The sequence below is a fragment of the Pantoea allii genome, from assembly GCF_046529425.1.
In the GTDB taxonomy this organism is placed as follows: Bacteria; Pseudomonadota; Gammaproteobacteria; order Enterobacterales; family Enterobacteriaceae; genus Pantoea; species Pantoea allii.
Genome location: NZ_CP125958.1, coordinates 13276 through 27283 on the forward strand (window position 1 = coordinate 13276; position 14008 = coordinate 27283).

The window sequence follows — 14008 nt, forward strand, 5'->3', positions numbered from 1 at the left end:
GCCCAACCGCGTTGACCGATAATGCAAAAATAGTCGTCTACTGCCCGGCAACACCAGGTTGTGGCAGCGTCACGTTAAAGCACAGGTTAGCCATGGGCACACGGCGGCCTTTTATGATGATGCAGGCGCAAAATCAGCTGTCGCGCCAGGCGTTTTCCACTTCTTCTGCAAGGATCTGTACCGCTTTTTCAATATTTTCAGCCTCCGGCACATAGTTCATACGCATGCACTGATGTGTGTGCGGCCAGTCATGTTCCAGCCCAGGGAAGAAAAAGTGTCCGGGTACCATCAGCACGCCTCGCGCCTTAAGTCGTTGATACAGCAACTCCGTACTGATCGGCAAATCGCGAAACCACAGCCAGAGGAAAATTGCCCCTTCGGGTTTATGTATCAGGCAGCGATCCGCAGTTAAGTAACGACGAATAATGGCGATCGTCTGCCTAACCTTGTCCTGATAGAAAGGCTTGATCACCGCTTCAGACAGTCGCAGCAAATCGCCACGCTGGATCATTTCACAGGCGATGGCCGGGCCAATACTGCCTGGTGCCAGGCTGATAATGCCGTTCATGTTGCCAATCGCCGCAATGGTGCTTTCATCAGCGATAATAATGCCGCAGCGCGCGCCAGGCAGACCGAGCTTGGACAGACTCATGCAAAGAATGATATTGGGATTCCACAGAGGCCGGACATCGCTAAAAATAATGCCCGGAAACGGCACACCATAAGCATTATCGATCAGTAGCGGAACCTCATGCTGCTGCGCCAGCGCATCCAACTGCAGCAGTTCATCATCAGTAATCACATTGCCGGTGGGATTCGTTGGGCGTGAGACACAAATCAGGCCGACGTCGTCATTCATAGGTAAATGTTCAAAATCGACGTGATACTTGAACTGTCCTTCCGGCAACAACTCAATATTCGGTTTAGCCGAAATAAACAGGTCCTCATCCAGCCCCGCATCGGCATAACCCAGGTATTCTGGTGCCAGTGGGAACAGCACACGTTTTTTGCTGCCGTCACTGCGGCGGCCCGCAAACAGATTAAACAGATAGAAAAACGCGCTCTGGCTACCATTGGTCAGGGCAATATTCTGTGCAGTGATGGACCAGCCAAGCTGCTCGCGCAGCATCGCCGCCAGCGCATCCAGCAGCACCGCTTTACCGCGTGGGCCATCGTAATTGCACAGGGCCTCACTCAGCTTGCCCTCATCATGCATATGCTGCAGCAACTGCTGAAAATAGTCGTTCATTGCCGGGATCTGCGCAGGATTGCCGCCGCCGAGCATGATAGTGCCAGGCGTACGTAAGCCTGCGCCCATGTCTTCCATCAGACGTGAGATGCCAGAATGCTGAGTAAATTTGTCGCCGAACTGAGAAAAGGCCATAACGGTTAAAAATTTGTAATAAAGAATGGGTGAACCACCATAACGCCCGCTCCCGGCGGGCGCAATGGAAAGCCGTAGGGATTACGTCAGCACATGCGGATTAACGCAGTTTTTTTCTACCTTGCCGTTCAGCGCTGCGATCAGATTTTCTACCGCATCCTGCATCATCCCGTATCGGGTTTCATGGGTTGCTGAACCAATGTGCGGCAGCGTCACCACATTCGGCAACGACAGCAGTGACGAGTCAGTGGGTAAGGGCTCTTTCTCGAACACATCCAGTCCGGCGGCACGAATAGTACCGTCCTGCAGGGCGGCAATCAGCGCCTTTTCATCCACCACCGGGCCACGACCGGCATTGATCAGTATGGCATCAGGCTTCATCAGCTTTAACTGTTCCGCGCCAATCAAATGGTGGGTTTCTTCGGTCAGCGGCAGGCTGATGCACACAAAGTCGCTCTGTTTTAGCAGCGTTTCCAATTCACAGCGTTGCGCCGCGAACTGTGATTCGGCCTGCTCATGCTGGCGGCGAGCCTGGTAGATAATTTTCATGCCAAAACCGAAATGCGCCCGCTGGGCCAGCGCCATTCCAATGCGGCCCATCCCAAGGATTCCCAAGGTTTTATGGTGCACATCGGTGCCAAAGCGATCCGGGCCAATGCTTTTTTGCCAGTTACCCGCCTTTACCCAGGCATCCAGTTCCGGAATGCGTCGTGCGCTGCTGAGGACCAGCGCCATAATGGTATCGGCGACTGTTTCTGTCAGCACCGTTGGCGTATGCATTAGCACCACGCCACGTTGATTTAGCGCATCTACATCAAAGTTGTCATAGCCCACAGAAACGCTGGAACAGGCCCGTAGCTTAGGCATTTTTGCCAGCAGCGCCCCATTGACTTTACCGCCCGAGCCTAATAATCCTTCGGCCTGTTGCAGCGCCTTTTCATGCTGCTGCTGGCTTTCTGGCGACAGATCGTCGATTTCGGTCACCGTGGCATGTTCTGCAAGGCGCGCACGCAGATCGTCAGGCAATTTTTTATAGAGAATGACGGCGGGTTTCATGAGAGAGCTCCCTGTAAATGAATGACGGGCAACGCTAAGGTCGCCCGGAGAAGGTGCTAACGCTTACGCTTTCAGGCCGGTTTCGCCCCGTGAAGCGGCGGCGTCTTATTCTGTGCGGGTTTGACGATAAGCGTCAGTACCACTGACAGCAGTAACGCGCCGCCCATAAAGATATAGGAGGCAGAAGGACTGCCGGTCGCACCATTCAGATAACCCACAATCCAGGAACCGATAAAGGAACCCAGCGCGCCCATACTGTTAATCAATGCCATTGCACCACCCGCGACATTACGCGGCAACATTTCCGGAATAATGGCAAAGAACGGTCCATATGGCGCGTACATCGCCGCCCCCGCAATCACCAGTAATGTATAGGATAGCCAGAAATTGCCGGAGCCGACCAGATACGAGCCCAGGAACGCCAGTGCACCAATCAGCAGCAGTGGCCAGACAAACAGCTTACGGTTTTGCGTTTTGTCTGAGGCCCAGGAAACCAGCACCATCGCAATGGTGGCCGCCAGATAAGGTACGGCTGACAGCCAGCCGGCTTCAACCATGCCCATTTGAGTGCCATTACGCAAAATTGAAGGCAACCACAGTACGAAACCGTAAACGCCAATGCTCCAGGCAAAATATTGCAAACAGAGAATGATGACATTGCGGTTGCGGAAGGCTTCGCCGTAGTTGCGTACCGCCTTAATACTTTCCTGCTCTTTTTGCAGCTCAGCCTGCAGCGCGGCTTTTTCTGCATCACTCATCCAGCGCGCCTGCGACGGTTTGTCCTGCACTAAGAACCACCAGGCCACGGCCCAGATAACCGCGGGAATGCCTTCAAAAATGAACATTTCCCGCCAGCCGAAGGCCTCGATTAAATAACCGGACACCACTGACATCCACAATACTGTGACCGGATTGCCCAGGATCAGAAAGGTATTGGCCCGCGAGCGTTCAGATTTAGTAAACCAGTTACTGATATAAATCAGCATGGCGGGCATCACGGCGGCTTCGACAACGCCAAGAACAAAACGAATGGCCGCCAGCATGGGAATGTTACTGACGATACCGGTCAGTGAAGCACAGCCGCCCCACAGAATCAGGCACCAGAAAATCAGTTTTTTTACACTGCGGCGTTCGGCATAAATTGCCCCGGGGATCTGGAAAAAGAAATACCCCAGAAAGAACAGGGCGCCCAGTAATGATGACATGCCTTTCGTGATGCCCAAATCGTCATTAATGCCCGCTGCCGACGCAAAACTAAAATTTGCACGGTCAAGGTAGGCAAGGCTGTAAGTAATAAACACGATGGGCATGATGAACCACCAGCGTTTGGGCGCGATAGTCTGCGTTTTCATCGGAAACTCCTCTGTCTGTGTTTGCGGGCTGGGCTACGCATCGCCTAACTGCTGACGTGTCGGCAAACCTTCGCTATCGCCAATAACCTGAATCGCCAGTGAACCTATTTTGTTACCCCGGCGAATCGCCTGTACCAGTGGCTTCCCTTCCAGCAACGCACTCACCACACCCACGGCAAAACCATCTCCCGCCCCCACAGTATCAACGACGTTATCGACTTTCATCGCCTCAACCTGGCCCTGCTCACCGCTGGCCGTTTTGTACCAGGCACCGTCACAACCGGTTTTAATGATGACCGCTTTCACGCCCTTATCGAGATAAAAATCGGCGATATCCTGCGGCTGACGATAGCCGGTTAAGATATAGCCCTCTTTTTCTCCAGGCAGTACCCAGTCAGCGTATTCCGCTAACAGATTGAGCTGCTTGCGCATTTCATCTTCGCTGCGCCACAACACAGGTCGCAGATTGGGGTCAAACGAAATAGTTTTGCCTCGTGCCCGCATCTCTTTAGCCGCATGCTTTGTCAGCGCAAGCGAGCTGTCTGAAATCGCCGCCGCCACGCCGCTAAGATGCAAATGGCGCGCGGAACCGAAATAGTCGTGGTCAAAATCCTTTGGCGACAGATGACTGGCAGCGGAGCCTTTACGGAAGTACTCCACAAGCGGATCTGAACCGTCATCGACTTTGGATTTAAGCTGGAAACCGGTGGGATAGTGCGAGTCGACGATCACCTGGCGGTGGTCAATATTTTCCTTATCCAGCACCTGACAGATAAAGCGACCAAAGGCGTCCTGCCCAATGCGGCTTACCCAGCCCACTTTCAGGCCAAGGCGCGCCAGACCGATTGCCACATTCAGTTCAGCGCCAGCGGCGCGCTTAACAAAAGTTTCTACAGCGGCCAAATCGCCCGTTTCACGGGCGACAAACATGGCCATGGCCTCACCGATGGTGATCACATCAAGCGTGCCGTTTGGATGGGTCGTCATATGTACTCCTCAGACGTTACGCAGCAGCGTCACATAATGGCGCGTAACCGCAATCAAATCGTTGCCTTCCAGCGGAAACTCAATGCCGCGAGGCGCTGTTGCAGGTAACCGGTGTAACAGGCTTTGCCAGCCAGGCGGAGCGTCATCCAGCGCTATCGCGCGGTAGCTGGTCCCCTGCGGCGCCGCCGCTTTGACATGCACGTAACCCACATGGCCCGCCAGCAGGTCCGCCGCCTGGCGCGGGTCTTCATCCGTCCAGTACCAGTTGCCCATATCAAACGTCATGCCGATCGGCAGCGCCGCCTCCTGGGCAGCGTTGAAGAAACGCAACATAGGCTGCTGCTTACCAAAGCGCGTTTGATCATTTTCTACGGTCAGGGGAATGCCATATTCCGTCATAAGCTTACGCAGCATTTCGCTGTACAGCGCACCTGTGAAGTTTCCCAGCGCCACTTTCAACCGTTGTGCATTGAGCTGAAGTGCTTCGCTAAAGTAGCTTTTCAACAGTGGGTTTAGCCTGCCGTCCTCGCTGAACAAGGTGTCGGGCACCGAATAACTGACGCGTAACTGGTGCTGCCGCGCCGCCTGCGCCAGCGCGGGTAAATGCGTTAGCGTGGTGTCATCACACAGTTCACGGCGGATTTCCACACCGTCGGCACCGGCCTGCTGGATAATGGGCAAAAGCGCTAACTGCCCGCCCAGTGCAGCAACCTGTTGATGACCATAAGCAGCGGTCACGACGATGATTTCGGGCTTCATTACGGGCTCCTGATGTGAAAATCGGCATTTGCGTTACAAAAACGTTAAATGGAACCGGTTCCAAAGCAAAGTGGCAAAACGCGGAATTATGATCGTGCTCACGAAGTGAGCACGTAATCGAAAGGAAGAGTCTGAAAATCAGCGCAGGCGTTGGCTGGAACCGCGAACAATCAGTTCGCCCGAGAAAACCTGTTCGCAAGGGGGATGATCGTGACCGTCGATACGGGAAATAAGACGCTCAAGCGCGTGATAACCGATTTGCCAGGTCGGCTGCTTTAAGGTAGTAATACCCACCCCGGCCAATGCAGCCCACTCAAGCTCGTCAAATCCCAGCAGACCAATGTCGCTGCCCCAGTGCAGCGCAAGACGCTGGAGAGAGCGGGCCACCTGCAGGGTTAGCGCGCCATTGGCAACCATTACCGCACAGCGTTTTCCCGCATGGCGCTGATGAAAGTCGCGCAGGACGTTATCCATCAGCTCCGGTTGGTGCAGCGCGACCTCGGCGTTCTCATGGACGATCGCGGGATGCGCAGCCAAACGCTGGCGAAACGCCTGTAGCCGTTCCCGACGCGTATTCACGCTTCCAAGCGGTTCACTGAGAAACAGCAGTGCCTCATAGCCGTTATCAATAAGATGGCCGGTGGCCGTTTCTGCCGCTTCGGCATTATTCAGCCCGACAACATCGCACGGGAAATCAGGGATTTTTCGATCGATCAGTACCATGGGCAGCAACGACTGTTGTAACCGGCTCAGGACCTTTTCATGCATGCCAACCGCATTGACCACAATGCCTTCAACCTGATAACTGCTCAGCAACTGCAGGTAATGCTGCTCCAGATCGACTTCGTTATTGGTATTACACATCAGCAATGTAAAGCCACATTCGCGGCAGGCGGCTTCAATGCCGCACATCACGTCCACAGAATAGGGATTCGTAATATCGGCGATGATCAGGCCAATCAGTCGGGTACGCCCGCGTTTCAGGCCACGCGCCATCTGACTTGGCCGATAGTTAAGATCGCTAATCGCCTGCTCGATGCGCGCTTTTAAATCGGCAGAGAGCAAATGTTGCTCACCGTTTAAATAGCGTGAGACGCTGGTTTTACCGGTTTTTGCCGCGTGAGCAACATCGCTGATCGTGGCGCGAGACGGCCTGCTTTTCATAAAGTCTTCCGCAAATTAAGCATTTGGCGAGACTACCACAGGCATACAACATGGCAAAAAAGATAGCGTCATTGGGGAAGTTGCAGCCAGGGTTGCCACAGTACCTGCAGTTGCGCCAACGGCGCGCCTTCAAGCAGGCGCATTATCATCGTCGCTACCTGCTCCCCTCTCTGCTGCTCGCTGGCCTGGCGAATGGCGATAATCGGGTAATCGATAATGGCATCAGCCGGTAGCCCGTCCCACGCAATTAAGGTGATGGCGTCTTTACCCTGCAGGCGACCCGCCTGCTGCAATGCCATTAGCGCGCCTTCCGCCAGCGCGCTGCAATCGGTGATAATTGCCTCAGGTTGCAGCCCTTGCGCCAGCCAGTCTGTAATTTGTTGATAACCCGCCCGACGCGACGGTTCAACCACGGCGGTGGCATAAGGTGGCACGGAATCCAGCGCATTCAGATAACCCTGACGGCGATCGCGCACAAACGTGCAGGTCTCGTTGCCACCGAGCCAGGCGATACGTTGCATGCCAAGCGCCAGACAGTGCTTCACGGCCAGAACCGAACCGGCGGCATTGTCGACGTCAAACCAGGCATGATCCTGCTGTGCATCACTCCGTCCCAGTGTCAGAAAATTAAAACCTTTCTGCTGCAGGCTGAGCAGGCGCTCGTCATGAGGTAAGGTGTGCGTTACGACGATCGCATCGACCGCCCGGCTGCGCAGCATGCGAATCAGTGAACGCTGCCCGTCATGCGGTTTATCGGTTAATAACAGGAGATCGATATCGTAGTGAGAAAGACGCTGATCGAGCGCCACTAATATCTTGTTAAAGTGCGTGTCGCTGAGTGGCGGAGCGCTCATCGGATAAACCAGTCCTACCGCGTTGGCACGCCCGGTTTTTAAACGTCGGGCGGCAACATTGGGACGGTAGCCGCGTCGCTGTGCTTCTTCTTCCACACGCTGGCGTGTTTGTTTGGCCACATCCTCATAACCGTTGAGTGCACGGCTCACTGTGGTAACGGAGAGACCTAATACTGACGCAATGGCTTTCAGTGACATTATGCGTTATCCATTGTTCAATTTGAATCATTCTGGCATAAAGCGTTGACAGGCACCGTGCGCAGGTTCCCAACTGGAACCCTTGCCAATTTTATTACCGAAAATTGTCGAAAAAATGACAGCGAGCCGTATTTCGCCCCCGGAGACGGGGGCGGGATAATCAATTCAACGGACTGAGCGTAATTTCAACGCGACGGTTCTGCGCTTTACCGGCTTCAGTACTGTTAGTGGCAATCGGGCTGTCTGGCCCTGCGCCCTGAGTATGCAAACGATTCTCTGCGACACCCTGAACGATCAGGGCACTGGCAACGCTCTCGGCACGCTGCTGCGACAGACGCATGTTTAACGCACGCGAGCCGGTGCTGTCAGTATGTCCCACAACATTGACGGCCGTTTTGGGATACTCTTTCAGCACCATTGCCACACCGGTCAGTGTATTGGCCCCCGCCGGTTTCAGGCTGCTGCTGCTGGAATCAAAGGTCACATTGTTTGGCATGTTCAGCACGATGTTATCGCCCTGACGGGTCACACTAACGCCGGTTCCTTTCATTTTGTCGCGCAGTTTCGCTTCCTGGACATCCATGTAATAACCCACGCCGCCGCCTAATGCCGCGCCGCTGGCCGCACCAATTAATGCCCCTTTACCGCGATCTTTCTTCGAGGAAGAAATTACGCCAACGCCTGCGCCCACTAATGCGCCAAGGCCTGCACCTACACCGGATTTACCGGCCTGAGATTCGCCAGTGTAAGGATTGGTGGTACAACCCGATATCACCAGGCTACCGCTTAACAACAGGGTGAGAGCAATTAACTTTTTCTGCATTATTTATCCCTTACGTTCATCACAACGAGGCATCTTATCCCCTAAGTGGTACTGATTATGCCGCGCAAAAGTGAGGAAAATCCTGAGACAATGTCTTATTTTGTAAAGGATCGGCGTTAAATGTTGTCAGGATGGCAAAAACAGTTGGTTTGATGATCGTTAATCAGGCCGCAGGCCTGCATAAATGAATAACAAATTGTCGGGCCGATGAATTTAAAACCACGCGTTTTGAGTGCTTTTGAAAGCGCAATGGCCTGCGCGGAGGTTGTCGGGCTCTGTTTATAGTCGGCGAAGTGGTGGACAATAGGCTGATTATCGACGAACTGCCAGACAAAACGGGCAAAATCCTCGCCTTCTGCTTCCATTGCCAACATGGCTCGGGCATTTGCAATAATCGCCGCAATTTTGCCTGGATGACGGATAATGCCGCTGTTCTGCATAAGCTGCGCGATATCCTGCTCATCCATCAACGCAATGGCCTGCGGATCAAACTGGTGAAACGCGGCGCGGTAATTTTGGCGTTTTTTCAGCACGGTAATCCAGGACAACCCCGCCTGCTGGCCTTCCAGGCACAGCATTTCAAACAGCGCCTGTTTATCTCTCTGCGCGATGCCCCACTCCTTGTCATGGTAGGCCAGATAGACAGGATCTTGCGTTACCCAGCCACATCGTTGCATTGCATTAGTCCTTATATAGCGCGCTATTTTGATTTCCCCGATAGTAGAGGCAATCCCTGACGTTTTGAACCCTAAGCCGCGTAATTTGCGAGGCCGCTTCAGCTATCGACGCAGGTTATGTTATTCGCTGAATCGATCACGCATAAAAAGCGAAGGCAGGTGCGACGAATAAAAATATAATGATAACGATAGTCATTTTCAGGTAACTCCATGCGTAACGATGTAATCCTTATTGGCCGTGAGCTCACGGTATTTCTTTTTACTTCTCTGTTTATCACCTTAATGATCTGCCCCCTCTATGTGGATGTGGTCTGGATGGATAATGCGCTGCATGAAGCGTCTTTTACCGAAACCGTGCAGGAACTGTTGTTGGTCAGTCTTGCCGCGCTGTTTTTTATTGCCGCTCGTCATCGGCCCGAACAACGGGGTGGTTTAACCTTAATTGCCGGTTTTTACAGTTGTATGCTTATCCGTGAACTGGATTTTTTCTTCGATCTCATCCGTCATGGTAGCTGGGTGTGGTTTGCGCTGGCGATTGCGCTGGGCAGTTTAGCGGTAGCCATGCGAACACCTAAGCAAACCATCAGCGCGCTGGCGGATCTGCTGAATCACAATCGCTGGCCCGTCATGGCGGCCGGATTGATGATTGTGCTGGTTTTCTCCCGGCTGTTTGGTATGAACGCGCTGTGGGAGCACCTGATGCCCGATCACTATAATCGAGGCGTCAAAAATATGGCTGAAGAAGGCGTTGAACTGCTGGGTTACAGCCTGTGCTGGCTGGCCGGGCTTCGCTATCTGTGGCAAACCCGGCGCTAAACGCGCCAGGTAAACACTGCCACGTCAACCCAACGGTTGTGCTAACGCATTAAGTTGGGTTGCTATCCACAACGCTTTTTCAGCGATCCTGCGCGTTAAAAAAGGTACAATATGCGCTTCTGCACTGGGTTATTTTATCCGGTGTTCGGTGTAAGTTAACCGCAGGTCTTTTCATGTCAGTCAAAATCTTAACGTCAACGCTTATTGGTCTTGAGGCTTTCCGTCAGGATCCACTCAGCGCCTTGCAGCAGGCTGAAGACGGCACGCTGGCGGTGCTGGAAAATTACACGCCCGTGATGTACGCCATCACGCCAGCACGTCTGGCACGGCTGCTGGCACTTGAGGCAGCCTCTCAGCAACCCACTGATGTGGCGCTGGATGACAGCCTGTATGACGATGTTTCTGCTACGCTGCATACGCCGGTGGGTAAATTCGCCATGTATGATGGCTGGCAACCGGACGCTGACTTTACGCGTCAGGCGGCCATCTGGGGCGTGGCGCTAAGCGAGCCGGTTACGGCGGCCGAACTGGCTGCTTTTGTGGCTTACTGGCAGGCCGAAGGCCGTCTGTTTCATCATGTGCAGTGGCAGCAGAAACTGGCGCGCAGCCTGCAGATGAACCGCGCCGCGAATGGCGGACAGCCCAGACGCGATATTACACAGTTGCCGAATCCTGACAGCACAATTCCTGATGGTTTCCGGGGTGAATAATGAAAACGCCGAACGATCTGTTTAACCGTCTGAAACGGATGATGCCCGCGGGCACTCGCCCAAAGTTCACCAATGGTGAAGAGTTACTGGCCTGGAATCAGGAACAAGGCCGCCTGCGCTCAGAATCCATTGTGCGTGAGAACCGCGCCATGAAAATGCAGCGCATCATGGGCCGTTCTGGTATTCGCGAGTTACACATCAATTGCTCGTTCGATAACTATCGGGTTGAAAACGAAGGCCAGCGCAAAGCCCTGGAACTTGCTCGCCAGTACGCGGCCGAATTTGACGGCAGTATTGCCAGCTTCGTTTTCTCAGGCCGTCCCGGTACCGGTAAAAATCACCTGGCGGCAGCCATTGGTAACGACCTGATTTTACGCGGTAAGAGCGTGCTCATCGTCACGGTAGCTGACCTGATGTCGAGCATGAAAGGCACCTTTAGCGGCAGCAGCGGAATCACGGAAGAGCGACTGATTCAGGATCTCAGCAGCGTTGATTTGCTGGTGATCGATGAGATCGGTATGCAAAGTGAATCGCGCTACGAGAAAGTGATTATTAACCAGATCGTGGACCGCCGTTCATCCTCAAAACGCCCCACAGGTATGCTCTCTAACCTTGATCACGCCGGTATGAATGCGTTGCTGGGTGAGCGCGTTATGGATCGTATGCGCCTGGGCAACAGTTTGTGGGTTCGCTTTGACTGGGAAAGCTATCGCAGCCGCGTTCGCGGTGATGAATACTGATATGTGCTGCCCGCTAAGGCGGGCCAGCACGTTATCCTGCCATTATACGATCGTGTGGCCTGGCACCCATTTCTGACTTAATTCCCCCGTCCAGATGCTATTGCCGTTTGGCAGCCTATCTGCCCAATGCTAAGTTTTGATTAGACATCAAACTAATAAGACTTCATCGTTGGTAGGTCCGCTACCGATTTTCACATCTGGGGTAAGCCGCCATGAAAGTAACTGGCAAAGGGCCTGCATTAATGCGGCTGAATAACCAAAAGCGGGTGATGGCACAACTGCGTCAGTTGCGTATCACGTCGCGTCAGGATCTGGCACACATACTGGCAATCAGTAAAAATACCGTGTCGCAGATTATTGATGACCTGCTGGAACAGGATTTAGTGCAGGAGCTGGGAAAGGCCAGCGTTTCTGCGGCGGGCCGCCCTAAAATTCATATCACCCTGCGCCCGGAAAAGCTGGTCAGCGCCGGCATCATGGTGGAAAAGAACCTGATTCACTGGCAGGTGTGTGATTATTTTTCCCAGACGATTGCCGAGCAAACCCTGCGTACAGATACCTGCAGGCCGGGGCCGCTGTTGGCCGAGGTGGCCGCCTTATGTGACAAACTTACCGAGGAGTGGCCGGGTCTGTTAGGCATCGGGCTGGGTTTTCCTGGCGTCGTTGATCCCAGGCGGGGCTGGATGCATTTATCCACCCATTTGGGCTGGCAGGACGTTGACCTGGCGAGCAACCTACGCAAACAGGTACAGTTGCCGATTCGCATTATGAATAACGTCAGAGCGGCTGCGCTACTGTCTGTACAACAACTCAAATTGCCCGCCGAGAGCGGGCATTTTTATTTACGTATCGCTGAAGGCATTGGCGGTGCGCTGGTACAGCACGGTGTCGTTTTCACGGGCAACAGTTGGACCGCAGGTGAAGCCGGTCACCTTACCGTGCAACCTAATGGCCCTCGCTGTAGCTGCAACCGTCAGGGTTGTCTGGAAGCCATGATCAGCAAACCCGCCATTAATCAGCAACTGGCTCAGCGTCAGCCGGGATTGACCTGGCAAAGCCGTGACAGCGCACCTAACGTGGTGAACGAAGTCATGCAGCTGGCGGGCAACTATCTGGGCATCGCGCTCAGCCAGATCATGCTGTTACTGAATCCCGCCAATATCATTATTGATTGCCCCTGGAGCATCAGTCCGACATTTTGCCAGGCCGTACTGAATCAGACGCAGGCAAACAAACTGGCGTTTATTGCCGCCCATACTCAGGTGCATTTCCTGACCTCACATCTTGCGCCGGCAACAGGACTGGCGCTGGCAATCATTGAGCAGATGGAGCAACGTATGGATTAACGGTGCTCGCGCTGGCGAAAATCGGGAATAATCAGGTCACCCCGCATCACATAGGCGTTCAGCACGCTTCGCGTCTGTTCCGTCAGTGCCTTAACGATGCGCGCAGCCATGGCGTCCATCGAATACTCAATCGCCGGAATGGTTGGGATGCCGGGTAAATTCAGCGATCCAGCCAGGCTAAAAACCATAATATCGGTGGGAACCTGTTTGTTGAATGCCTGCAGCTGTGGAATGACTTTTTGGGCCTGCTGTTCATCCGCCACCAGCAATGCGCTAAAGTTCAGCGTGGACGCGTTATTCAACAACTCCTGTAGGGCGACCGAGGAGGATGTGGAGTCCATAAACACCAGGTTACGGTTAAAAGGCAGAAAGTTTTTTTCCAGGGCGTGCTTATAGCCCAGCAGCACCTGCTCGGAAAAACCCATTCCGTCAGGATGGATCAGGGCGATCTGGCGGCGATTCTGGCTTATCAGATAGTGACAGGCGGTTTCCGCAGCGAAAGCGTGATCGAACTGGATACTGCTCACGTCATCCCCTGTTTCCAGACAATCCACCAGAATCACGTTTTTTTGCTGAAGATTGAGCGGGAAGCGAGCGCCGATAATCAATACATCATCACACAAGCCACAGGTCAGCTCATTCAGACAGTGCATCACTTCTGATTTGCTGTTCGCGAAACGGAGCAACAGGTGTTTTTGGTGCTGACTAAGATGTTTTTCCAGCGCATAAAGATAACCGGTCGTCTGGTTAATATTGTCCTGCGCGCAAATTACGCCAATGCAACCGGTGGACTGGCTCAGCAATGACTGAGCGATCACGTTTGGACGATAATTCAGTTCGTCCACCGCTTTTAATACTGCGACGCGGCTGGCTTCTTTTACGCCGCGTGACCCACTCAACACGCGTGACACCGTGGCTTTTGACACACCAGCCAGACGCGATACATCGTTGATAGTAGACATCATTTTCCCCTAAAAGAACCCACAGGATCCCTGAATTACTGACTAACGCTGCGGCTCAAATTATCACCATTGGCAGTATAGCGTTTTCATTTTTTTGTGGAAACCGATTTTCCATCTCTTCTCAATCTTCGACAAAAATCCCCAATTACGTGATCTGAATCGTAATAAAACACCTCGTTT

14 protein-coding genes are annotated in these 14008 nt (G+C 53.4%); 4 read left to right on the forward strand and 10 right to left on the reverse strand.

The window, feature by feature from the left end:
* Positions 1–133: 133 nt before the first annotated feature.
* The 9 genes from QNH99_RS00060 to QNH99_RS00100 form a co-directional block, all read right to left on the reverse strand.
* Entirely contained in the window at positions 134–1384 is a 1251-nt protein-coding gene (locus tag QNH99_RS00060; protein ID WP_283355637.1) for a valine--pyruvate transaminase, read from the reverse strand.
* Positions 1385–1465: 81 nt separating this feature from the next.
* Entirely contained in the window at positions 1466–2440 is a 975-nt protein-coding gene (gene ghrB / locus QNH99_RS00065) for a glyoxylate/hydroxypyruvate reductase GhrB (protein WP_410517172.1), read from the reverse strand.
* Between the two features lie 71 nt (positions 2441–2511).
* The gene (locus QNH99_RS00070; protein ID WP_172898134.1) at positions 2512–3792 is read right to left on the reverse strand and encodes an MFS transporter; all 1281 of its coding nucleotides are present in this window, start codon (positions 3790–3792) and stop codon (positions 2512–2514) included.
* A gap of 33 nt (positions 3793–3825) precedes the next feature.
* Entirely contained in the window at positions 3826–4779 is a 954-nt protein-coding gene (locus QNH99_RS00075; protein ID WP_410517173.1) for a sugar kinase, read from the reverse strand.
* A gap of 9 nt (positions 4780–4788) precedes the next feature.
* Positions 4789–5538 (reverse strand): sugar phosphate isomerase/epimerase family protein, encoded by a 750-nt coding sequence (locus QNH99_RS00080; protein WP_096012571.1) that lies wholly within the window; start codon positions 5536–5538, stop codon positions 4789–4791.
* 138 nt (positions 5539–5676) lie between these two features.
* Positions 5677–6702, reverse strand: a complete 1026-nt coding sequence (locus QNH99_RS00085) for a LacI family DNA-binding transcriptional regulator (protein ID WP_256852975.1) — start codon at positions 6700–6702, stop codon at positions 5677–5679.
* Positions 6703–6770: 68 nt separating this feature from the next.
* Complete coding sequence (locus QNH99_RS00090) at positions 6771–7754, reverse strand: LacI family DNA-binding transcriptional regulator (RefSeq protein ID WP_063877814.1); 984 nt, start codon at positions 7752–7754, stop codon at positions 6771–6773.
* Between the two features lie 160 nt (positions 7755–7914).
* Positions 7915–8577: an OmpA family lipoprotein gene (locus QNH99_RS00095; protein WP_410517174.1), complete on the reverse strand. Its 663-nt coding sequence runs from the start codon at positions 8575–8577 to the stop codon at positions 7915–7917.
* A gap of 116 nt (positions 8578–8693) precedes the next feature.
* Positions 8694–9254 (reverse strand): DNA-3-methyladenine glycosylase I, encoded by a 561-nt coding sequence (locus tag QNH99_RS00100; protein ID WP_063877812.1) that lies wholly within the window; start codon positions 9252–9254, stop codon positions 8694–8696.
* A gap of 210 nt (positions 9255–9464) precedes the next feature.
* On the opposite strand from QNH99_RS00100, the gene QNH99_RS00105 reads away from it, so the two are divergent.
* From QNH99_RS00105 to QNH99_RS00120, 4 genes are all read left to right on the forward strand, one after another.
* Positions 9465–10070: a hypothetical protein gene (locus QNH99_RS00105; protein ID WP_283355635.1), complete on the forward strand. Its 606-nt coding sequence runs from the start codon at positions 9465–9467 to the stop codon at positions 10068–10070.
* A 173-nt stretch (positions 10071–10243) separates the two neighbouring features.
* The gene (dnaT, locus tag QNH99_RS00110) at positions 10244–10780 is read left to right on the forward strand and encodes a primosomal protein DnaT (protein ID WP_063877810.1); all 537 of its coding nucleotides are present in this window, start codon (positions 10244–10246) and stop codon (positions 10778–10780) included.
* On the forward strand, positions 10780–11520 hold the full coding sequence (gene dnaC, locus QNH99_RS00115) for a DNA replication protein DnaC (protein ID WP_063877809.1): 741 nt from the start codon (positions 10780–10782) through the stop codon (positions 11518–11520). The genes dnaT and dnaC overlap by 1 nt, the downstream gene beginning before the upstream one ends.
* 212 nt (positions 11521–11732) lie before the next feature.
* A complete protein-coding gene (locus QNH99_RS00120) occupies positions 11733–12866 on the forward strand; it encodes an ROK family protein (RefSeq protein ID WP_410517175.1) in 1134 nt (377 codons plus the stop codon).
* Here QNH99_RS00120 and QNH99_RS00125 read toward each other — a convergent pair.
* Positions 12863–13828, reverse strand: coding sequence for a LacI family DNA-binding transcriptional regulator (locus QNH99_RS00125; protein WP_096012587.1), 966 nt, complete (start codon positions 13826–13828; stop codon positions 12863–12865). The two genes, QNH99_RS00120 and QNH99_RS00125, sit on opposite strands and share 4 nt — an antisense overlap.
* Between the last annotated feature and the right edge of the window lie 180 nt (positions 13829–14008).